We start from the raw sequence: 22,626 nt of genomic DNA, 5'->3' as shown, positions 1-22,626 counted from the left end.
TTTGCAACATTTTTCTTGATTGAATGTGCAACTTGTGGTCTACTCTCGCCCCTTTTTTGACTAGCATACAAGGAGTTACAATGCATAAGGTGAATGTTGTAGGGACAAGTGGAAGTGGAAAATCGACCTTTAGTGCTCAGCTAGCAAGTGCTCTTGATTGCAAGCATATCGAGATGGATCGCTTGTTTTGGAAGCCTGATTGGCAGGAGTCACCAGACCTAGAGTTTTTTGCCAAGATCCGCAATGCATTGCAAGGCTCCAGTTGGGTGCTCGATGGCAACTACAACCGTACACGGAAAGTGAAATGGGAGAACGTCGATACCGTTATTTGGGTAGATTACTCTCTCCCACGCACCTTGTATCAGGCGGTAAGCCGAGCGATACATCGATGTATTACAGGCAAAGAGCTTTGGCCGGGAACAGGCAATCGCGAAACTTTTGCCAAGTCTTTCTTTAGCCGTGACTCAATAATTCTCTGGACTGTGAAAACCTATCACAAGAATCAGCAGCGTTATCTAGCGGATATGAATCACCCAGATTATCAGCATATTCGGTTTGTTCGCTTGCGTAGCCCTAAACAAGCACAGCAGTTGCTTGAAGGCTTGCGCAAAGAACACAGTGTCGACCGTTAGTCTGTTACTGATTGGCTTCTTCTACAGGCTGTTTTGTATCTTTTGTTTCAGTAGCCACGGGTTTATCAATGGGAGGTGCAAGCAAGATCCTCAGCCTCTGTCTTAGTGACATATGCCTGCTCTGCACATCATGGAACATATCTCGCCATTCGGAGAAGGTGACCGTCAGCGGATTGTAGCTGTCGATAGGCTTAGTGATCCCATAGCGGACGGTTTCCACTTCAGGTTCAAACGTACCGAACAGTTTGTCCCATATGATCAAGACACCCGCGTAGTTCTTATCTATGTATTGTGGATTACGTCCATGATGGACTCGATGATGCGATGGCGTGTTAAAAATGAGCTCGAATTTACCCAGTGAGCGAATCCACTGAGTGTGGACGAAAAACTGCAAGCCTAAGTTGAGCAGCACAGCAAAAATGACCCATTTAGGTTCAAAACCTATGATGACCAAGGGAACCCAAAATAGCCACATTCCGGCTACCGGGTACATCAAGCTTTGACGAAATGCGGTGCTAAAATTCATTCTTTCCGAGCTATGATGTGCGACATGGGCAGCCCACATCCAGCGTATCCTATGGCTCGCACGGTGAAACCAGTAGTAGCAGAAATCCTGCAAAACAAGTAAAACAATGAAAGAGGTCACGTTCATTTCAATGTCGAGCAACTTCCAGCCAGACAGCCAAAAATAGAGTTTTACGATGACGAGACCTGTCAGCAGATCCGCTAATTGATGCATGCCTGCTAACGAAAAATTGCACAGCACCTCTGGCAGTTTATAGGCGGAGTTTTCTGGTAGCTTTCCTCTTTTCTGACCGATGAAATACTCTGCGGCCATCAAGCCAATAAACAGTGGAGCGAGCAACATCAGCAGCCACTCTGGGTGATCAATAATCGTTTGAAATTCCATTTCTGCTCTCCGTTAAACAGGATTACCACTTGGCATAGTGATCTTCAGTGAGCCCAAGAACACTTTTTAGCTGATGCTTTTGCCCATCGTTATCGACAACAAAGCCATCAAAGAGACCGATGAACTGGCGAAAGTTACTTTTAAGTAGCAGTAAGTTGAGCTTTTCACTGCGTTTATTGAGTGGCTTGAACCTAAGAGATACTCGTCCGTCGTCGGAATATATGTGCCAATCTTGCTCAACATGGTCGCGATCAAACGTAAAATGGACTGGATTGAGCAAATGTCGTTGGCCATTGACCCAAAGTGCATTCTCACAGCTGCCGGTTTCATTAACCCCTGCGGCTAGGTTCAATCCAAGCAAGGTGTTTTCATCACGGGTATTGATGCTTGCCCAGCGCCAACTTGTTTCACGGCGCATATACCCGGCTGAAAAGTCATAACTGGCGAGTGCACTGTTTAGATCTACGCTATTGCCATCGATTTCTAGCTTGCCAGTCACGGTTAGTGCGTTGTGCTTTTGGGTGTAAGTCCATCCGGAATAAGCTGTGGGCGTGCATACGGAAAGCGGCAAACTATTGGCTGGAGCATGTAAGATAATATCGAGCTTTAGATTGTTGCTCATCGCTTTAGCACGCCACTGGCCTTTGGCTATTTCAAACTGCAGTTTTGTTCCCGCGAACTGTGTCATACCAGAGTAGGGCGACTCGGTCATTTGTTTATCAAACGACAGTGGTCTTAACCAGCTTTGTTCGCTTAGCGAGTCGCTTTCGGTGTCGTAGATATAGCAAAACGATGAACCAAGGTAGCGTATATCTGCGATGGCGAATCCTATGATGTGTCTTGCCGTTTTTAGACTGACAAACTGAAACTGCTTGTAGTGGAAATGCTTGGCAAGCTTGCTTGCAGGTTTGTCCATACTATTTCGATAGTCAAAACAGGTCGTATTGAGCTGCTTAGGCGTACCATCAAAATGACCATAGGTGGGTTTTCCTTCTGACGACACAAGATTCTCAGGGGCAGATTGAGTAGAGATCATCGCTTTGATTTACAAATGATTAACACTTGACTTAGCTTGAGCCATTTTTAAGTGATTAATCAGGTCACTTTCGGACATAAAGTCATCTACGATCACGAAAGTAAACTCATAATGTCAGTATGCTACAAACACCAATTAGCCAACCCACCCCAAAAAACCAACAAACGAGTTATGGAAATTGTCGCTGAGTATCTACCTATAGACCACCGTCACCAGTTAGGCGTTATGGACATCGCCTTGCTGCTAAAAGCGGTGGAGAGCTTTGGAGTCAAGACTACTCCCATATTAGAGGAGCTCGGCTTGGTTCATTTAGATTGGCAAAGCGAGAAGACGCAGTTGACCTATGCGGACAAGTTGCTGCTGTTTCGCCATGTGTCTCAGCAGTTTCACGACGTAGGGCTGGGCTTGTTGATTGGAGAAAGAGCTAAGCTGAGCCATTTTGGTCTTTTAGGTTATGCCATCTTAAGCAGTCGTACTTTAGAAGAAGCGATCAAAACGGGGTTTAAATATCTCAACCTAAATGGTCCGGTATTTTCTGTAAAAGTGACAATAGATGACGGTATCGCTTCTATCGTATTGGAAAATACGCTCGAAATTGGCGAGCTTTTGCCTTTCTGTAGCGAGTACTTTTTTAGTGCGCTAGTGGCTATGTTCGAAGAGCTAACAGGGCATAGGCTCGAGATTACTCGCCTCTGTTTTCCTTATCGAGCACCTGCTTATGGTTCGAAGTATAGCGAGCGATTTAGCTGTGCAGTCGAGTTTGAAGCGCCTAGTCTAAGATTGAGCTTTTGTTCCTCGCTATTGTCTCTGCCGCTTAAAACACATAACGCGGATATGTTGAGCAATTGTCTTCAATCCTGTGATTCAGTCATTGCAGCACTACAATCGCCATATCTACTGACCAACCAGATCAAAACAATTCTGTATCAGAGTGCGGGTGTATTCCCATCGATTGAAGCAGTTGCACTGCAGTTTGGCTGCTCTTCACGTACGTTAAGAAGAAAGCTTGAACTGGATGGGACGAGTTACCAGAAATTGCTCGGCGAGGTACGTAGCGACATTGCCAAAGAGTTTCTGCTTCGTACCGAATTGACCATTGAAGAGATTGCTTTTCGTTTGGGGTACAGTGATACCGCCAATTTCAGAAGGGGGTTCAAACGCTGGACAGGAATAACGCCTCAACGATTTCGTGGGGCGCGGTGAAAGCCTGCCAGTTTTGAGTTGGCAGGCTCTATTTAGACAGATTGATATTAGACTGGTTATTCGCTAACGCGGCTCGATGCCCAAGCGTACATCAATTCTAGCGCAACGGTTGCACCCGCTAAGGCAGTCAGATCACTATGATCGTAAGGAGGAGATACTTCCACCACATCCATCCCAACAATGTTAACACCAGCTAAACCACGCAAGATCTTAAGTACTTTGTCAGAGTTCAAGCCACCACAAACTGGAGTGCCTGTACCCGGTGCAAAAGCAGGATCTAAGCAGTCGATGTCAAAGGTCACATAGACTGGCTTATCGCCAATGATGTCACGAATACGCGCTACAATCGCTTCTGCACTCAAGTCATTCGCTTCCATGGCATTAATGACATTAAATCCATGATCATTTTGGTCATACTCAGTACGAATGCCAATCTGAACAGAGTGCTTTGCTGAAATTAGACCTTCATTTGGCGCATGGTAGAACATGGTGCCGTGATCGTAAGCACTGCCGTTGTCATAAGTGTCTGTGTGCGCGTCAAAATGAATCAGTGCCATTTCTCCGTGATGTTTAGCATAAGCACGCAGAATCGGCAAAGTGATGAAATGGTCACCACCTAGCGCTAACATCGTTTTACCGCTTTTAAGGATCTCACTGGTCGCAGCTTCTAGGCGGTAAGTGAAATCTTCCGCGTCGCCACAGTCGAACACCAAGTCACCTGCATCAATGACTTTAGCGCGGTCAAAGACATTGAAATCCCAAGGGAACTTGTTTCCTTCCCACGCAAGATTCACTGATGCACGACGAATTGCATCTGGCCCCATTCGAGCGCCTGGTCTGCCTGATGTTGCCATATCTAAGGGTACGCCAAGTACGACGAGATCGGCATCTGCAGAGACAGGATTGCGCAGGTAAGGTCTGCGCATAAAGCTCATTGAGTTCGAGTAAAGCGAATAATCAGTTTTTGTAAACAAATCATTCATTTAGAAATCCTCTAAATAGGTGTAGCCTGTTAAGCCACCTTCTAATTCTTCTAAGACGGTTTGCTGCTCGTTCACATTGACACGCTCAGCAACTAACTCACGGTAGTTTTGACGAATCTTATCTACATCAATGTGTACATAGCGCATCATATCTTCGACGCTATCACCTTCATCAATGCGCTCTATAATTGCCTCACCGCTTTCATCAACGGTCACCACTGCACTGTGGGTGTCGCCAAACAGATTGTGCATGTCGCCCAAAATCTCTTGGTATGCACCGACAAGGAAGAAGCCCATCAGGTATGGCTTATCCTTATCCCAAGCTGGAACAGGCAGCGTGGTTTCAATACCTTGACCTTCAACGTATTGCTCTATAGCACCGTCAGAATCACAAGTGATATCGAGCATGACTGCACGGCGATCTTCAACGTTTTCCAATCCTGATAGTGGCAGGACAGGGAACACCTGATCAATCCCCCAAGCATCTGGTAGAGATTGAAATAGCGAGAAGTTAACGAAGAACTTATCTGCTAGTCGATCATTCAACTCATCCAAGATTGGACGGTGGAAACGGTTTTTATTGCTCATCTGGCGGCTCAGCTCGAAGTAAATTCGTAGCGAAAGCTGCTCTGCCCAAGCGCGTTGCTGTAGGTTAAGTACTCCAGTTGCAAACTGTGAGTGTACTTCGGCTAAGTCACTTTGGGTGTCGTTATAAATCTCGATTAAGGCACGCGCATCGCTACCATCTTGCAGGTTTTCCCAATTACGCCACATATTCTGTAGCAGAGTTGGATCTTCAGCACTTGGCTGTCCCACGCTCTCTGGATGATACGCCTCTGTTCCAATTACGTTTGTGATCAATACTGCGTGATGGGCAGTGAGTGAGCGGCCAGACTCAGAGATGATGACTGGTACTGGCTGCTCATACTGTTGGCATACATCGCCCACTGTGCTTACGATGTTACGTGCATACTCAGTCAGCCCGTAGTTCATCGAGTTAGACGACTGACTACGTGTGCCGTCATAATCTACTGCTAAGCCACCACCGATATCGAAGTATTTGATATCTGCTCCCATGCCACGTAATTCGCAGTAGAAGCGAGCTGACTCATTAACCCCATTGCGGATATCACGAATGTTGGCCATTTGCGAACCTAGGTGGAAGTGCACCAGTTGCATCGCATCCAGTTGGTCTTCTTGTTTTAGACGCTCAATGACGGTTAACACTTGAGACGCGGCTAGGCCGAATTTAGACTTTTCACCGCCACTCGATTGCCATTTGCCTGCACCTTGAGATGCCAAGCGAATACGGATACCTAAGCGAGGTTTAACGCCAAGACTTTTCGCCTCTTTCAGAACCAGATCGAGCTCAGATAATTTCTCTAATACGATGAAGACCTTATGACCTAGCTTTTCACCTATTAGCGCTAAGCGGACGTATTCACGATCTTTGTAGCCGTTGCAGACAATCACAGAGCTCGCTTTCTGAGCTAATGCCAGTACTGCGAGTAGCTCAGGTTTACTGCCTGCTTCAAGGCCAAGCTGCTTCGTTTCTAGCTGAGCTTGGCTTTCAAGAATCTCGTCAACGACCTCTTTCTGTTGGTTTACTTTGATCGGGTACACCAGCAGGTAGTTGTTGTCGTATTGGTATTCTTCAATCGCTTGGTTGAACGCTTGGCAAATGCCGTGCACACGTTGGTGCAGGATCTGCGGGAAGCGAACCAATACCGGCAAATTCAGTTGTTTCTGTTCTAGCTTAGAGACGATATTGCTTAGTGGCACCTGATGGGCATTATCACTGCGAGGTGATACATACACTTCACCTTGGTTATCGATACCGTAGAAGCCTTGGCTCCAGTAATGAACATTGTAATCAGCACGAACACGATCAAGTTTGGAATTGTTTTCCACTTCAAATCTCACAAAGATAGGGAGAGAAATACATGACCCAGTGGAGCTGAGTCATACCTGACACGGGACTGAATTTGGCTTCTCTAAGCTTCCGCGTCGAGCGCATTAACAGATAAAAAGCCATCAGAGTCTAACAAAACAATTTTGTCGTCACGATTGATGAAATCGCTTTGGCGAGGCGATGATTTTCTATTCATTTCCACTGCGGATTTTATGTTGGATGAAGCCTTTCTTTGACTGCCTTGAGTCGTTAAAATAGACACAAATTGATGACTTACTTGTGGAAGAACAATGGCAAAACTGACACTTCAAGAGCAAATGCTTAAAGCAGGCTTAGTGAACGAGAAGAAACTGAAAAAAGCAAAGAAAGGCTCGAAGAAATCTCGTGTACAGGCACGTGAAGTTAAAGCAGCAGTGGAAGAGAACAAGCGTCAACAGCAAGAGCGCGATAAAGCACTGAGTGAAGAGCAGAAAGAGCAACGTTTATCCAAAGAGATTAAAGCGCAAATCAAGCAACTGATTGAGATGAACACCATCGATCAGAAAGATGGCGAAATCAAATACAACTTTACTGATGGCACACTGGTTAAAGCTATTTATGTTGAGCAATTGATTCGTGACCAATTGGCAAAAGGCATCCTATCTATTGCCCGCACCGATGAGACTTATGTGGTCATTCCAAGCAGCGTAGCGAAGAAAATTGCAATGCGTGACGAGAGCGTCATCATCGAACAAAATGCACCAGCGGAAGATATCCCAGCTGAAGATGATCCATACGCAGATTTCGTCGTGCCAGACGATTTAATGTGGTAATCGCTGTTAAAGAAAGCTCTACTTCGGTAGAGCTTTTTCGTTCTTATAGGCAATAAAAAACCAGCCACTTGGGCTGGTTTTTCGAATCTTAGATAATTGACGCTTAGGTCAATCTAAAATTAAGCTGGTACTACGTTAGCAGCTTGTGGGCCTTTTTGACCTTGTTCAACTTCAAAAGAAACCTGTTGGCCTTCTTTTAGAGTTTTGAAACCTTCAGAAGCGATAGCACGGAAGTGAACGAATACGTCAGCACCGCCGTTTTCTGGAGTGATGAAACCGAAGCCTTTCTCTTCGTTAAACCATTTTACGATACCAGTAGTTTTGTTAGACATGATGTCTTCCTTATATAAGTTAAGTTAATCTTCTATATGCACTGAAAATTTGAACTATTTAATGTAACGATGAAGCTAAGGGAAACACTAAGGATAACAACGGTAACGCGTTTTACTAAGAATTTACTTTCGACTTGCAGTTTCACTAATAACTCTGAATTGCAGAGCACGTAGATAGTACCTGAACTTAGCGCATTGTAAAGGTTTATTGTGAAGGTTGGGTAGGTTTCGAAGGGATTCGTTTAAATTATTTAGAAAAGCCCTCAAGAAGAGGGCTCTATATTGTTAAATTTCACCATTACCAGCTTTGCGAGTCGCTTCTTTTGCAGAGGTGATTTTGAAAAGAACGTCCATCATGGTTTTAATGCGTTCTTCATCACTTCCGTATTTGTCAAAATTAAGTTGATTCGGTGCTTTGAATGTTACGTAGCCAACGCGTTGCCCTTCTTGGTATGCAGTGATGCGAGCATCTGCGATAAAGGTTTTAAAGTCCCAGCTCCAGCGAGATACATAGTCGAGAGTGAGTTCATCTTCCTTAGGGGTTGTGCCATCTACGACAACTTTACATGTGTAGCCATTGATATCGCACCAATTTAGCATTGAAGCCAGAAAAATATCTCGTGTCGCATCATCTTCGACAATGGTGAGTTGCTTTGATTGGTTTGTCTCTTCAAGGGGCTTACCGTCAAATTTAGGTGAGCTACACCCTGCCATTACAAGTACAGCAGCAACGCAAAGTAGGCGTTTAAACATCATTAATCCTTAGTTTTTATGATCTAATTATTGATAACCTGACAAGCAACCCTGTCGCCTGTGGGAGCGTAAGACTATCATACTTTTCATAGGTGTAATTTATGGTTTGTGATTTATGCATTAGTGCAGGGGCTTGCATTCCACGTTGTCATCTTTATTCTAGTTGTTTGTCTTTTAAAAAAACAAAAAGGCTCCTGAACATCAGGAGCCTTTGTTGTAGTTAAGGGGCCACTTCATTACTGAGGGTTTAGACCCAGAGTTTGTAACACAAGTTTGAAGTTGTCTTGACGCTCTTTAACTGCGTGAACTTCGCCACTTACCGGACAATGACTATCAGGACAGCCACGGTTTACAATGCCAGAAACTGCGTCGATAAACTCAGTGCCTTGTAGACCACCGTCAACGTATCTCTTCAGCTCTGCATGGTAGTTCCAGCTTGCGTATGGACCACCTTCATCGTTGTAAGCCTGTACGGAGGTTACCCAGTAGAATAGACCAGCAATCCACTTGATCTCTCTGTTCTCTTCAGAGCTACAAATTAAGCCAGGATTCGAACAGAAGTCGAGATCGGCATAGAGTGGGTTCGCTGGAGGTGCTTGAACGACAACACCATTCACTGTGGTTCCAATTGTATCTGGATCAACGTGAGAACGGCCCATGAAGTGGTTTAGCGTACCGAAGTTTTGGCGACCTGTGGTTTGAATAACACCGCGGCCCCACCAACCACAGCCTTCAACAGTGCCGTTAGTGTCACTACCATCCCAGATGAACTTACCTGCTTTCTGGCCTTCGTAAACTTTACACTCGCCGCGTTCCCACACTTGCTTAGAGGTATCTACGCTAGTTGGGACTTCCATACAGTGACCGTCGTTTGTCCAGCGACCAACATTGCCATTCACGAGTAAACCTTTCTCTGCAAGTACAGAGTCTGGTGCTGCGAAGACTGGCGCTGGTGCACCGTACCATTTCGCATTGGTTAGTGCGGTGACTTCCATCTTCGGATCGCGCGGACACGAGTAAGGGTGGTCAATGCCGGTAACTGGGTCTTTACCGTAATCGGCGTATTTCTGACCTAGCTGACCACAACTTGCTGTCATTGGGTAGTTAACCGGAGCGCCGTATCTTACTTCGGACCAGTTGTTTTCATCACAAGCATTGTAGCGAATGGTTTCTTGCATACTTTGCGCTAAGAATGCGGCAATGGCGACTTTTGCGTAAACTGAGTTCGTCGCATCGTTAGCATTGTCATCCAATAGCCAGAAGGTGTTACCAGCGACACCGACATTGTGCATCGAGTTAAGACCTGCTAAGAAGTCATTCCATTTGTATACCGTAGATGGTGCCCATTGTGCTTGAGCCACTTCATAGAGGAAGGCTTGGTTGTTCATTGCATTTTCAGCACTTGCCAACTCAGCATTCAATGAGGTGATTCGAGTTAGTGGTCCATTCTTCACGCTTTCGCCAACGTAATACAAAGGTACGGTCGCAGTCTGGTAACGAGCGATCTTAGTATTTAGGTCAGCACTGTCTGTATCAAATAAAATCGCAAAAATGTTGCTGTGTGCAGCTTTGCGAATATGGCGGTCACCAGAGTTATTGCCTAAGAAGTAGGTGGAAGCCTGCGCGGTTGGAATCGAAGAGAGTAGCGCTGGTGTTTTGATATGGTCAGACACTTGTTTAACGTATTCTAACGCATAGTGCCATTGCTCATCGGTAAGAGCGGCAGTCGTTGCTGATTTAGTAAAGGCAACAAAGTCGGCTTTGTTGAGTGAGTCTGCTTTATAAAGCTCGAAACTTGCCAATAGATCTGAAGACGCGCCAGAAGCGGCGTTCCATACAGCTCGTTTACCTGAATGAGTGTTGTAAGCAAAATCACCAATGCTCAATGTCCAACCGAATGTCGCCTGTGGTGCCAGCGCTGAAATGACAAGGTTATGAGCTTGCGCCCATCCTTTAACATCATCCGTAAGCGCATTGATAGCGTTAACGTCAATTTGACTATGAGTACCAGTGGCGTCTACTGCTGCGGTTAGTGCTTGTTTGACCGCGACAGTACCAAGGGCTGCACCTTTATCGGCTGTTGCAGCATCCAATACGTCACTGTTGAGGATTATTGATGTTGAGCCCGCAAGATCTGTTGCTTGAATCAAGGCCACGAAGGCGTCAGTCAGTTTGGTCAGATTTGCAAGGTCTTGGCTATTAATCGCATTGATAGTCAAAGTGGATGGAGCATCAAGACTTGCAGGACTTGCCACCACAAAGTTACTTGGCCAACCGGCGACTTCGAGCCTTACTGGATCTAATGGGTTTGGCAATTTCAGAGCAGTAGTGCCACCTGAAGAGTTATTGTCACAATCTAGGTGATGTCCCCAACTGCTGTCACTACCAGGAATGGAAGATGTCCACCAGTTTGCTTTGTAGGCAACATTGTCATTAACCATGATGTCGCCACCAGTGGCATGATCGCCTTGCGTCCAATTTGGGTACACGTTGAATTCAGCACAGACTCCAGTACCAGGTGTTGGATCGGGTGTTGGGTCTGGTGTTGGATCTGGCGTTGGATCGGGAGTAGGGTCAGGTGTTGGATCCGGTGTCGGGTCCGGATCTGGCGTTGGCTCTGGTGTTGTTCCACTGACTAGTTTCCATGGAGAATCCCATTCATTGGCGTAGTTGTCAGTAGGGCTTTGTCCTGCATTCACCCACCATTTAGCCTCGTAGGTATTTCCATCGACGGTTACTTGACTGCCACCGGAGTAGCTCTTCGTCGCATCGTAAGGTTCTGCAGCGTATAGGCTGCCACTTAAAACAATACACGCTAACGAAGCCGCTAACTTGCTCATTCTAAACATAATAGTTCCTTTCTACTCGTTATTTTATTATTTCCGTTTCACGCTCTAACGCTTATAAACTGCGTATGGTTAGATAAATAATTACCTAAAAATAAGTTAGCAAGTCTTGGCAGGAATAGGTGGGAAATCGGTTATGCTAAGAGCGTTATGCGGCTGAAATCACGAGATAATGAGTGATTTATTGCATGTTGCTTAATTGTTAAAAATAACTTGTGAGATTGCTTCAGTTTTGGATTTTCCCCAAGCCTAACCAGTAAAAATTTTGCGCAAGTACATAGAATTATTAGAGAAACGAGAAGAGGGGGGAATAGGAAATTAGGGGGGGAGAAGTCAGCCAAGTCACGGTTGGACTTGGCTCCTATGGTTAGATCTTCTTAAAGATAATCGATGTGTTGATTCCACCAAAAGCAAAGTTATTGCTCATCAGATATTCGACATCAAGTTCACGACCGTTACCTGTGATGTAATCGAGATTACCGCACTGCTCGTCTAATGAGTCTAGGTTTAGCGTTGGGCTAAACCAACCAGAATGCATCATCTCTAGACTCAGCCATGCTTCAATAGCACCACAAGCTCCAAGAGTATGCCCGAAGTAACTCTTAAGCGAACTGATTGGCACTTTACCTAATGCGTTCGCGGTGGCGTTACTTTCCGCGATATCACCCCGATCTGTCGCCGTACCATGAGCTGAAACATAGCCGATTTTCTCCGGTTCGATGCCCGCATCTTGCAGCGCCATTTCCATACAAATCTGCATGGTTTCCATCTGAGGTTGGGTCACATGAGCTGCATCGCAGTTGCTGGCAAAGCCGATGATTTCTGCATAGATTTTGGCACCGCGTGCTTTAGCATGCTCGTATTCTTCAAGAACTAGAGTACCAGCGCCTTCACCAATCACTAGCCCATCACGGTGAGTGTCGTATGGACGAGGCGTACTTTTTGGCGCGTCGTTTTTTAAGCTGGTGGCAAATAGGGTATCAAAGACCGCAGATTCGGTTGGGCATAGCTCTTCACCGCCCCCCGCCACCATCACTGTTTGGTAGCCATGTTTAATCGCTTCGTAGGCATAGCCAATGGCTTGGCTACCCGAAGTACATGCGCTGCTGGTTGGGATTACACGCCCTTTTAAACCAAAGAAGAGGCCGACATTCACTGCGGCAGTGTGGGGCATCATCTGAACATAGGTCGTGGCGGTAATGGCTCTGGTTGATTTCTCGTTGAGCATCACACCAAATGCACCGACGGCGTCGGTACTGCCAGTCGAAGAGCCGTAAGCAATACCGGTCTGACCGTTGGTAAGCACCTCAGCGCCGATTAATCCTGCCTGCTCAAGTGCGTTTTCAGTTGCCACCGTCGCCAAACGAGACACGCGCCCCATACCGCGAACTTGCTTGCGTTTGTAATGTTTAGGCAGCTCAAAGTTATCAACTGGTGCCGCGAGTTTAGTGTTAAGACCATCGTACTGCTCGTAAGACGGCATATATTGAGTCGCGTTTTCGCAGGCTCTCAGCTTTGGCTCTACTGATTGCCAGTCGTTACCAAAGGCAGTAACGCCCGACATACCGGTTACTACGACGCGGCGACTCATACTAAACCTCCGTTAACTGAAATGACTTGGCGAGTCACATAGCCCGCGATGTCAGACATTAAGTAGCTGACTAAGCCTGCCACTTCTTCTGGCTCGCCCATGCGGCGCAACGGAATCTGAGGCATTGCGTGCTCTTTAACATGGTCATCAACCATGCCAGTATCAATAAGACCAGGTGCGACACAGTTAACGGTGATTTTGCGTTTGGCCAGTTCTAACGCGAGAGATTTCGTCGCACCAATAACCCCAGCTTTTGCCGCGCTGTAGTTGGTTTGCCCACGGTTACCCATCAGGCCAGATACAGACGCTAGTGTGACGATTCGGCCACCTTTACGTTTTTGTACCATTGGCATCACGCATGGGTGGAGCACATTGTAGAAGCTATCCAAGTTTGTGTGGATAACGCCATCCCATTCTTCTTCTGTCATTGCAGGGAAGGCGGTATCACGGGTAATGCCTGCGTTGTTAACCACACCATAATAAGCACCATGTTGTTCGATGTCGGCTTCTAGCTTAGAGCGGCACTCTTCGCGATTGCTGATATCGAACTGGATCAGACGGCCGCTGCCACCGTTTTCCTCAATGAGGTTCAATGTGTCCTGAGCACCTTGCTGATCGCCCATATAATGGACGGCAATGGTAAAGCCATCTTTCGCTAATTGAACGGCAATCGCTTTACCGATTCCTTTACTTGCGCCTGTCACTAAAACTTGTCGGGTCATTGTTGACTCCTGATTTTCATTTCTTTTAATTTTTCTTCAGATGGTACGTAAACATTCAATTGGCAGCTCGCCAGGGTTTGCTGCTCGAATTCGATACGCGCAGTGAACACCGCCATTCCGTTATCTTCCATCATTTTCTCGGCGTATACATCGAGTATTTGACCTTGATTGAAATAGTCACAATGAGATGTGTAACGGCGACTGCCAAGAAGAAATCCTATTGGCGGTTCTTGGCCTTGTTGCAGGGCATGGTAACCGGACCAAGCAGCGACTGATTGAGCCATAAACTCAATACCGACGTATGCAGGAATGGTTTGTGACTCGGCGTTGAAGAACGGATTCTTATCACCAATATCCACTTGGCAGTGAATGGTGTCTTGTTGAATGTCTAGCGCACGATCAATAAGTATCATGGGCTCATCATGAGGCAATAGTTGCCCTACTGAAGGGTAGTTAGTCATGGGTGTAACCAAAAATTAGACTAATGTTGTTACCACCAAACGCAAAAGAGTTACTTAAAATGGCTTTGCCCTGCAGTTTGGTTTGAGTTTCAACCAGTGAAACTTCTATGTCTTCTGCTTTGTTTTGGCAATGCTGTATCGGTAGTGGTAAATCGTAATTTAAAATGTGCCAAGAGATCGCGGCTTCGGTAGCACTGGCAGCACCCAAGGTGTGGCCTGTCAAAGGCTTGGTTGAGCTAACGGGCACGTTGTTTGGGAACAACCTATGGATGGCCTTGCTTTCCATACTGTCGTTGAGTGGGGTCGCTGTACCGTGTGCATTAACGTAGCCAATGTCAGCGGCGGTTAGTCCTGCATCGTCAAGTGCTTTCTGCATCGCTTGCTCAGCACCAACACCTTCTGGGTGAGGCGCAGAAATATGGTGAGCGTCAGAACTATCACCTGCACCAAGCAACGCAACCTTTGATGGTGTTTTGCCAAGCAGCATTATCGCCGCTGATTCGCCGATATTGATGCCATCACGATTCTCTGAAAATGGCTGACAAAGGTTCTGGGATAAAGCTTCTAAACCGTTAAAGCCATTTAATGTTAGGCGGCAGATCGTATCAACGCCTCCGACAATGACGGCATCAACCAACCCACTGCGCATTAAGCGCTGAGCAGTAATAAATACGCGTCCACTAGAAGAGCAGGCGGTTGAGATGGCATAACAAGGTCCGGTAATTCCAAAGTAGGACGCGACAAAGTCACTGGTATTACCTAACTCTTGTTTACGGTAGTGGTATGAATCGGGAAAGTCGCCACTGTCTAACTTCTGCTTATAAGCAATTTCGCCATCGGCAATGCCAGATGTGCTAGTGCCGATAATTACAGCGATACGTGATGCACCATACTCAGCAATGGCATTTTGGACCGAACCCTCAATTTGCTTAAGTGCAGAGAGAGCCAATTGGTTATTGCGAGTATCAAATGCGCTTAAGTGCTCAGGAAGTTCGGGCAGTTCAGCTTGCACGCGACCGACTATGGTTGACGTTTTTGTATTGAGTATATGATCATCTCGCACCATATTTGATGCGCGTTGACCGGACAGGCACTGATGAATCTGAGAGTCTTCAGATCCCATTGCAGAATGAAAGCCACAGTCTTGAATAAAAATGGGTCTTGAAACGTGTGTCAGCATGATGGCTATCTATGGTGTTGTCTAAACTTTATTAAATTGCAGTGTTTTAATTTTAATAGTGTAGTTGTCGATTAAGTGATGGAAAACGATATCTCCGCTTAGCCTGTCCTTGTTGCTGTATTGGATATCAATGACCTTTTTACCACTATTATCGAAAATTGCTCGAGTATTATAGTTATCAATTATTCGCCACCTTACCTTATTTAATGGGGCTTCCCAAGCAGAAACGGGCCAGAGCGTGATCATCAGGTTAAATAGTACCTGTTCTGGAGGAGGTAAGACGCCCCCCAGACCACTTAATACCTCGGTTGTAATCTCATCATCTTGATAGTTAAGCGATAATATTCGAGTACCCCAAGATGAAAAACCAGCTAAAACCAGTTTGTCGCCACTGACTTGCAGCTGAACAGGCAGCTGCTCTGTACGTTTTTGCTTGTCGCTGTTCCACGTCGCTTCAATCAGTTGGCTTGCCGTTAGGGAATAACCTAGGTCGCTGGGTGTTGGTAAGTGAACTTGCTCCTGCTGAGTAATCTGAACAACAGGGGTGGTTGATTGTGGTGTTGAGCTACAGGCACTTACAATCACACCAAGCAATGTGGCTAATAGCGTTTGGGATAGAAAACGTGATTTCATGATGGTTTCCTTTCTTCAATAGCCATAGGGGACAGCAACCAAGCAACGAAAATACCGCTCAACACTGTGACACCAAAACTATGAATGGCGTGTGTCTGGCTCAGTGACAGCAAGCCAAACGAGAGCAATGTGGTCATCGCCGAAAGCGTAATTGCCAGTAATGTACTTTGGCTACGCGCTTTTTCAGCAAAAAACAGTGTGTAGTCGATGCCAATCCCAATAATGAGAATAAGTGCGAGTAAATTGAACAGATTCAGTGTTGAACCTACGGCTGAAGCGGTCGCTAAACCGGCAACACAGGCAATCAAAGAAGGCGCCAAAATTTTGATTGAATGCTTGAAGCCATAACGTTTCACCAGTAGCAGTGCGATAACCGTAAGCGCTGCAATAAGCAACTCCATAACTTTAACTCGATAGTCGGCAAACAAAGCTGAGATTTCTTCGGCTTTATTGAGGTAGCTAATATCACTATGGAAATTGGCAAATGCCTTGATCTCTTCTGGTTGCGAGAGCTCATTGAGAATAACGACCCCGGCGACTTTATCTTCTATTTTGCCGATATAGAGAAAGCGCACTGGCTCTGAAACCGTATGCTCAAGATACTCTTGCAGTGTCACCTGCGACAAAGGTGCAGACAAATTTGGCACCTCTGATAGCTTTAACGTATCACGGAGAAGAGTCCCTTGCTGCTGATACAAATCTTGAATCAGTTGATAGTTTTGCTCTTGGCGAATGGTTGAACTCAGGTATTGGCTTAGGCTCTGATAGCCTTGGATTTTACCTTCACGTTGCCATTCTTTTAGCTGTGTATCTAAAGCTTCAAGCCTTTGCAGTAACGCTTCATCGCTGGCGGCGGTCACGACTAACATCTGTTGAGATGATTGTAGGCCACTTAGTTGGGTAATGAACTCTTCCTGCTGTTTTAAACTCTCAGGCATGGCTTGAAGCTGCCTGATATCGTCATCATAGTGCAAGTTTGATAAAGGCAAGGTCGCCGCGATTAAGCAAGTTAAAGGTAGCCCATACTTAACTGCAGCTTTAGTCCACACAGCGAGCCACTGTTGCCAGAACCATTGCCCTGGAAGCTTTCTGTCAACACTTGGCTTAACCGCAAGTACAGGGTACCAAGCAACGACGGTGGCGTAGGCGGCGATTAAACCTATTGAAGAGAACAGAGCCAGTTGTTGTAGACCCGGGAAAGGCGCAATCAGCATTCCTAGGTAGCCGATTAAGCTAGTGATGAGCCCCATAGTGATTGCGGTAAAGATATGCTTTAGCCCTTTACGGCTGTCCCATTTTTGACCCGCGGCCAATCGTTCGGTTAGGTAGTGGAATGCGTAATCGATGGAGACGCCAATTAAGCTCGCTCCAAATACTAAGCTAAACAGATGTACGCTACCAAATATCCAGGTTGTCAGAGCTAACGCAGATAAAAGGCCTACACCAATAGAAAGAAGCGCAAGTGATAAAGGTGCTGCACTGCGGAAAACACCAACAATTAAAATGATAACGCCTAATAGCGAGAATAAACCGATGGTACTGATCTCAGATTTGGCACTTTCAGTACCAAATTGGGCGTAAAACAGCACTCCAGTATGGAAGGTATTGGCATCAAATTGTTCGGTTAGCGAGTGCTCAATCGAAACAATATCTGCGACACCTTGCTGCGCCGTTAAGCTATAAGGGGAGTCATTGAGTGTCGCACTGACAAGTATATATTTTTGCCCTTCAAACTCTGTAGTGAGGAAACCTTGGTCAAGGACAAAAGCCGAGCTCAACTGAGTTAATTGAGAAAGGTAATCTCGAAAGAGGAGGAATGGATCGCTCGCGAGCTCTTGACCTGTTACACCAGAAAACGGGTTATACAGTGACTGGAGTACATGTTGAACTTGAGCTTGAGGTTGATTGGCTAACCTATCACGCTGCTCGGCTGTCAGTTGTTGGTAACGGTGATCAAAATAGTAGGCTGCCCACTGACTTTGTTGCGCTGCGCTTACTTTACCGACGACTTCGGCAAACAGCCCTGTTTGGGTCAAATCTTGTTCCAATTGGCTGGCCGCCGCGAAGGCATGCTCATCTTTGTTGGCGGTGACAACAAACACGACTTTGTCACTTAGGTTGCTAGAGACCGATTCAAAGGCTTGTTCTGCGACAGGGTCTTGCTGGTTAACAGGCAGCAGCTTGAGGATATTGGTTTCTATCGGAGATTGGGCTGACCAGAGCCATTGCTTCGCGAGCACAGCAATAAACAGCATGACCAAACCTAGCCATGCGAGTGCGATTTTTTTCGTTGTTTTTGCTTCTGCTGAGTTAGGGAGCTTAGAAGCTGAATTGCGCTTGTTCAGCATCCGTTAGACTCTCTGGTTGATGAGTTTGATTGGAGAAAATAATCTCGGTTTTATCGCCGCGAATTTCTTTTAAGGTCAGTTGATCAATGTTCTGACTTCCAACTAGGGTGATCGTTTCGAACACTGCATTTAATGGCGCTTGTTTTGGCGTCAGCGCAATAGTCCAGTCGCCGGAGGTCACCTTGAAAGCAATGTCGAACTGCTCCTGCAGTGCTTGCGTATCACCATGGAAAACCGCCAAAAACACATGGCTGAAATAAAAGGCCATCGGGTTGTCTTTTGCGGTGACGGTTTGTGGTTTTTGACCTGCAAAAGTTTGGCGCAGCTTATCTTCAGTCAGAACGAGATTAACTGGAAAAGGGACTGTTTGCTGCCAAAGTAGCCCTTGCTGTTTGCTTAATGTGAAATTGCCCTGTGAGCTAAGAGGTTGCTCGAACATTTCGATGTGTCGCAGTTGGGTGAAGTCTCCGCGAACAATTTCATGCTGTGCAAGTTGAACTTGCAGCGACTCAAGTTCAGTGACTTTAGCCGATGAAAATGGAGAGACAGCAAGCAGGGCGATTAACAGCCATTTTTTCATTCGGCAATTCTCCCGTGTTGGTGCCAGTATTCTACTTTATCCGTTAGCGCCTTAGGTGAGGCAAAACACATCTCTTCCGTTTCCATTGTCACTGCGACTTGCATTGTGTGGCCCTTACACATTCTCTGTCCTGTTTTGCCATCATAAATGACGTAATCGACGCGCAGTCGGTTTTCCCACTCGGTGAGTTTCGCGGCTACGCGGATCTCATGGTTAAATGGAATCGCTTTTACGTACTTAACTTGAGTCCCTATGATAGGCCACATATAGCCAGAGGCATTCATTGCTAGGTAGCCGTACTCAATCTTATCCATCATCACACGACGAGCTTCTTCAAAGTAGCGGAAGTAGTTACCGTGATAGATGACGCCCATTGGGTCAGCATCTTGAAAAGAGGTGACTATTGTCACCTCAGATTCGAGCGGGAATAGGATCTCTTGCTCCATTATGACTCCGAGTACAAAGACCAGTGACGCTGTTGAATACGTGAAATAAAGTGGCGCAGATCTTTCTCTAATGGACGATCTTCTGCGACAAATTCAAATTCTCCAAGTACGGCATCGCGAATCATTTTTAGATTGTCGCTCATGTGGTGTTCATCGAGCTCATTATGACGTCGACGAATCTCTACCGCTTGAACACTTGCCAAAAGCGAAGCGGCAGCAACTTGTTCAGTCAGCTCTAATACGCGAATACAGTCACGTGCTGCAATGGTGCCCATGCTGACTTTATCTTGGTTATGACATTCCGTTGAGCGAGAGAAAACACTGGCAGGCATGGTGTGTTTTAGCGCCTCTGCTGTCCAAGCCGAGATGCCAATTTGTACCGCTTTGAAGCCATGGTTAATTGGTTTACGTTCGCCTTCGGCACCAGTTAAGTTAAAGGGTAAGCCGTTATTGAATTTGTAATCCATTAGCTGCGCCATTTGGCGGTCGAGCAAGTCAGCTAAGTTAGCGATACCTGTTTTTAGCGTATCCATTGCCATCGCAATATGGCCGCCATAGAAGTGACCACCATGCAGAACGCGTTCGTTGTCGCCATCGATTATTGGGTTGTCGTTGGCACTATTGAGCTCGTTCTCAATCATTGAACGTAGCCAAGGCAGTGAGTCTTGTACTACCCCGATAACATGCGGCGCACAGCGCAGTGAGTATCGGTCTTGTAGTCGGTCACTATTACGCGGTGGACGATCCGCTTTTAGATCATCACGTAACCAAGCTGCGACCTGCTGTTGACCCGGGTGAGGTTTAACCGCAAACAGAGCTTCATCGAAGTGGAAGTCGTTACCATGCATGCCGACAGAAACCATGGCGGTAATCTTGGTGCAAAGTTGCGCTAAGTACTCGGCGCGTTTATAAGCAAGACAAGCCAAAGCGGTCATGACGGATGTACCGTTCATCAAGGCTAGACCTTCTTTTGGCTTAAGATGAATAGGATCAATGCCAAGTTCGGCAAACACCTCAGCGGTAGGGCGAACTTCACCTTTATAAAGGACATCACGTTCGCCAATTAATGCTGCAGCTAAATAAGAAAGTGGAGTAAGGTCGCCACTGGCGCCAACAGAGCCTTCTTGAGGAATACGTGGAGCAATATCTTGATTGATCAGAGTAACGATTTGGTTAAGCAGATCATGGGTAACGCCAGACACACCTTGCGCTAATGAGCAAAGTCGCGTTGCAAGCACTGCTCTTGCTTGTTCATGAGAGAGCACCTCACCTAATCCACAGCCGTGGAAGCGAGTTAAATGCAGTGGCAGTTCGTCAACAAGGTTAGGCGGAATCGCAACGGTGCAAGAATCGCCGTAGCCGGTTGTGACACCGTAGATGACGCCTTCTTCTTTCAGCAGGCGTTCTAAAAACGCGACACCGCGATCAATCTTTGCAGTGAACTCTGGTGAATTGTTGAGGCTAGCATTGGCACCTTGGGCAATGGCAACCACATCTTCTATGGTTAGCGCCTGTGCGCCAAACTTAATGGCGTTAGTGTTTTGCTTTGTCATCATTCTGATTACTTAATGTCCAAAAATTGAAAAAATTATACCACTGCAAGGGTGCTTGCAGGGTGTAGTGTTGCAGGCGATTAGCATAATCCTGCACCACTTTCTCTAGCGCTTGCTGTCGCTCCTTACGAGGAAGAACGATCTTGTCGCTAAACGGTTCGAAATAGACGTCAAAGTGAGGTTTCTCACTTGAGTCATCTCTTAAGCCAAATAACAGGTAAACAGGCGCTTTGAGTACTGAAGCCAGCATAAATGGGCCTTGCGGGAAGGGGGCAGGTTTACCTAAAAATTCTGCCCATACAGAGCGACTTTCTTTGCTGGTGGAGGTGCGATCACCGACAATAACCACCCATTCTCCTTGCTCGATTTTCTGCTGGAGCAAAATCGCGGTATCCGGCCCCATCGAGCTCACCTGTATCAGATTTAACTCAGAATTTGGGTTAACGGCCTTCATCACGGTGTTGAAACGCTCGGCATGTTCGGTAAAGACCAGAGCGTTAATTTTGACGTGTGAATGCCGGCGGCCGAGCGCACGGCAAAGCTCGATATTACCTAAGTGCGAACCAAGGATAAGTACCCCTTGGTTATTGTCGACCATTTCTTGGAAATGTTCTTGACCGTGAATGGTCAGATTATCGACATTGAAGTCACCTTTCCAAGCGGCCAGTTTATCCAGCATGGTATGACCAAACGAGAGTAAATGCTGATAGCTATCTAATCCATTGGGCAGAGTGAGCGAGTGTTGCTGAGCGTAACTTTTCAGCTGCTTGAGATAGATCTCAGAAGCTTGTTTCGCGTCTTTGCCAGTTAGGTGATAGTAACGCATGACGACTTTGAGGATAAGGTTAAACACCTTACGCCCCAGCAAGCTGTAGATCGCGAGCATCAATTTGATACCAAAGATGGTGCCTTGCTCTTGTCGTTTTGACCAGTGTGCGTCTTTATTGGCTGCGCTCTTTCGACGGTTGCGCGCTAGTAGACGAGGAATTCTTGGTAACATGGCGAAGAAAAGTCGCGTGTGCATCCAACTGATTTTTACGTTATCCCACAGGGCATCGAAGTGGGAGATGCCGCCTTCAGGGTAGATAACGCGAGTTTCAACAAAATCAATTTCGACGCCTTCCCAATACATACGCACAAGAATTTCGATATCGAAATCCATTCGTGTGCCAATGTCGTACTTATCGAGCACGTCTACCGTTTTGGCAACTGGATAGGCTCGAAAGCCACACATACTGTCTTTGATGGCAAACGACAATGTCTCTATCCAGACCCAAACGTGGGTCGCGTATCGACCATATAAGCGCGATTTAGGTACGCTATCATCGTAGACGGGCTGACCAGAAATGAGGTGATTGGGGTTTTGCTGTGAAGACGCTAGCAGATTAGGCAGCGCTTCTACGTCGTGCTGCCCATCGGCATCAATCTGTACTACATGACTGTAGCCAAGCGCTTTCGCTTTGCGAATACCGGCCATGACTGCGCCACCTTTGCCTGAATTCTCAGACAGAGTGACCAGAGTAATATTGTCTTGCTCGGCTATCTGTTGAAGTGCTTGTTTAGTTTCATTATTGCTGCCGTCATCCACCACAATAAAAGGTAATGAAAAAGGTTCGAGCGATGACACCACAGCAGCGATGGTACTGCCATGGTTATAGCAAGGGATAAGGAAACAAGGTTGGTAATGTTCCAC

Annotated in this window: 20 protein-coding genes; 3 read left to right on the top strand and 17 right to left on the bottom strand. The window is 46.3% G+C overall.

The features are described from left to right. Positions 1 to 80: 80 nt before the first annotated feature. Positions 81 to 632, top strand: coding sequence for a P-loop NTPase family protein (locus AC6R16_RS14255; RefSeq protein WP_500674810.1), 552 nt, complete (start codon positions 81 to 83; stop codon positions 630 to 632). Between the two features lie 4 nt (positions 633 to 636). Here AC6R16_RS14255 and AC6R16_RS14250 read toward each other — a convergent pair whose 3' ends face one another. Together AC6R16_RS14250 and AC6R16_RS14245 are read right to left on the bottom strand one after the other, a co-directional pair. Further along, positions 637 to 1,542 carry a sterol desaturase family protein gene (locus tag AC6R16_RS14250; RefSeq protein ID WP_500674809.1) on the bottom strand — a complete coding sequence of 302 codons (906 nt, stop codon included), beginning with the start codon at positions 1,540 to 1,542 and terminating at the stop codon, positions 637 to 639. A gap of 22 nt (positions 1,543 to 1,564) precedes the next feature. Next, entirely contained in the window at positions 1,565 to 2,578 is a 1,014-nt protein-coding gene (locus AC6R16_RS14245; RefSeq protein ID WP_500674808.1) for a DUF2804 domain-containing protein, read from the bottom strand. Positions 2,579 to 2,749: 171 nt separating this feature from the next. On the opposite strand from AC6R16_RS14245, the gene AC6R16_RS14240 reads away from it, so the two are divergent. Beyond that, a complete protein-coding gene (locus AC6R16_RS14240) occupies positions 2,750 to 3,781 on the top strand; it encodes an AraC family transcriptional regulator (protein WP_500674807.1) in 1,032 nt (343 codons plus the stop codon). Positions 3,782 to 3,837: 56 nt separating this feature from the next. Here the strand turns inward: AC6R16_RS14240 and speB are convergent, their stop codons facing one another. After that, positions 3,838 to 4,764, bottom strand: coding sequence for an agmatinase (gene speB / locus AC6R16_RS14235; RefSeq protein WP_500674806.1), 927 nt, complete (start codon positions 4,762 to 4,764; stop codon positions 3,838 to 3,840). Beyond that, on the bottom strand, positions 4,765 to 6,687 hold the full coding sequence (speA, locus tag AC6R16_RS14230; protein WP_500674805.1) for an arginine decarboxylase: 1,923 nt from the start codon (positions 6,685 to 6,687) through the stop codon (positions 4,765 to 4,767). A 279-nt stretch (positions 6,688 to 6,966) separates the two neighbouring features. Between speA and AC6R16_RS14225 the strand changes: the two genes are divergently transcribed. Beyond that, the gene (locus tag AC6R16_RS14225) at positions 6,967 to 7,488 is read left to right on the top strand and encodes a DUF2058 domain-containing protein (protein WP_004744613.1); all 522 of its coding nucleotides are present in this window, start codon (positions 6,967 to 6,969) and stop codon (positions 7,486 to 7,488) included. Between the two features lie 119 nt (positions 7,489 to 7,607). Here the strand turns inward: AC6R16_RS14225 and cspE are convergent, their stop codons facing one another. From cspE to AC6R16_RS14160, 13 genes are all read right to left on the bottom strand, one after another. After that, positions 7,608 to 7,820: a transcription antiterminator/RNA stability regulator CspE gene (gene cspE / locus AC6R16_RS14220; RefSeq protein ID WP_004744614.1), complete on the bottom strand. Its 213-nt coding sequence runs from the start codon at positions 7,818 to 7,820 to the stop codon at positions 7,608 to 7,610. Positions 7,821 to 8,105: 285 nt separating this feature from the next. Continuing rightward, positions 8,106 to 8,573, bottom strand: coding sequence for an Sbal_3080 family lipoprotein (locus AC6R16_RS14215; protein ID WP_500675341.1), 468 nt, complete (start codon positions 8,571 to 8,573; stop codon positions 8,106 to 8,108). 236 nt (positions 8,574 to 8,809) lie between these two features. Then, positions 8,810 to 11,422: a cellulose-binding domain-containing protein gene (locus AC6R16_RS14210; RefSeq protein WP_500674804.1), complete on the bottom strand. Its 2,613-nt coding sequence runs from the start codon at positions 11,420 to 11,422 to the stop codon at positions 8,810 to 8,812. A gap of 364 nt (positions 11,423 to 11,786) precedes the next feature. Next, on the bottom strand, positions 11,787 to 13,010 hold the full coding sequence (locus tag AC6R16_RS14205; RefSeq protein ID WP_500674803.1) for a beta-ketoacyl-ACP synthase: 1,224 nt from the start codon (positions 13,008 to 13,010) through the stop codon (positions 11,787 to 11,789). Then, complete coding sequence (locus AC6R16_RS14200) at positions 13,007 to 13,732, bottom strand: 3-ketoacyl-ACP reductase FabG2 (RefSeq protein WP_171320555.1); 726 nt, start codon at positions 13,730 to 13,732, stop codon at positions 13,007 to 13,009. Before AC6R16_RS14200 ends, AC6R16_RS14205 begins: the two co-directional genes overlap by 4 nt. Continuing rightward, positions 13,729 to 14,193, bottom strand: coding sequence for a hotdog family protein (locus AC6R16_RS14195; protein WP_500674802.1), 465 nt, complete (start codon positions 14,191 to 14,193; stop codon positions 13,729 to 13,731). Before AC6R16_RS14195 ends, AC6R16_RS14200 begins: the two co-directional genes overlap by 4 nt. After that, complete coding sequence (locus tag AC6R16_RS14190; protein ID WP_500674801.1) at positions 14,186 to 15,373, bottom strand: beta-ketoacyl-[acyl-carrier-protein] synthase family protein; 1,188 nt, start codon at positions 15,371 to 15,373, stop codon at positions 14,186 to 14,188. The genes AC6R16_RS14195 and AC6R16_RS14190 overlap by 8 nt, the downstream gene beginning before the upstream one ends. A gap of 21 nt (positions 15,374 to 15,394) precedes the next feature. After that, positions 15,395 to 16,006 carry a DUF3261 domain-containing protein gene (locus AC6R16_RS14185; RefSeq protein ID WP_500674800.1) on the bottom strand — a complete coding sequence of 204 codons (612 nt, stop codon included), beginning with the start codon at positions 16,004 to 16,006 and terminating at the stop codon, positions 15,395 to 15,397. Beyond that, a complete protein-coding gene (locus tag AC6R16_RS14180; protein WP_500674799.1) occupies positions 16,003 to 18,354 on the bottom strand; it encodes an MMPL family transporter in 2,352 nt (783 codons plus the stop codon). The genes AC6R16_RS14185 and AC6R16_RS14180 overlap by 4 nt, the downstream gene beginning before the upstream one ends. Further along, entirely contained in the window at positions 18,326 to 18,934 is a 609-nt protein-coding gene (locus AC6R16_RS14175) for an outer membrane lipoprotein carrier protein LolA (protein WP_500674798.1), read from the bottom strand. The genes AC6R16_RS14180 and AC6R16_RS14175 overlap by 29 nt, the downstream gene beginning before the upstream one ends. Continuing rightward, on the bottom strand, positions 18,931 to 19,380 hold the full coding sequence (locus AC6R16_RS14170) for an acyl-CoA thioesterase (protein ID WP_500674797.1): 450 nt from the start codon (positions 19,378 to 19,380) through the stop codon (positions 18,931 to 18,933). Before AC6R16_RS14170 ends, AC6R16_RS14175 begins: the two co-directional genes overlap by 4 nt. Next, a complete protein-coding gene (locus tag AC6R16_RS14165) occupies positions 19,380 to 20,933 on the bottom strand; it encodes an HAL/PAL/TAL family ammonia-lyase (protein WP_004744625.1) in 1,554 nt (517 codons plus the stop codon). The genes AC6R16_RS14170 and AC6R16_RS14165 overlap by 1 nt, the downstream gene beginning before the upstream one ends. Then, complete coding sequence (locus tag AC6R16_RS14160; RefSeq protein ID WP_500674796.1) at positions 20,914 to 22,626, bottom strand: glycosyltransferase family 2 protein; 1,713 nt, start codon at positions 22,624 to 22,626, stop codon at positions 20,914 to 20,916. Before AC6R16_RS14160 ends, AC6R16_RS14165 begins: the two co-directional genes overlap by 20 nt.

The sequence above is a fragment of the Vibrio sp. R10-SG3-ISO10 genome, assembly GCF_059834185.1.
Note: the sequence above shows the minus strand (reverse complement) of the source record. Positions and strands in the feature narration are given on the sequence as shown.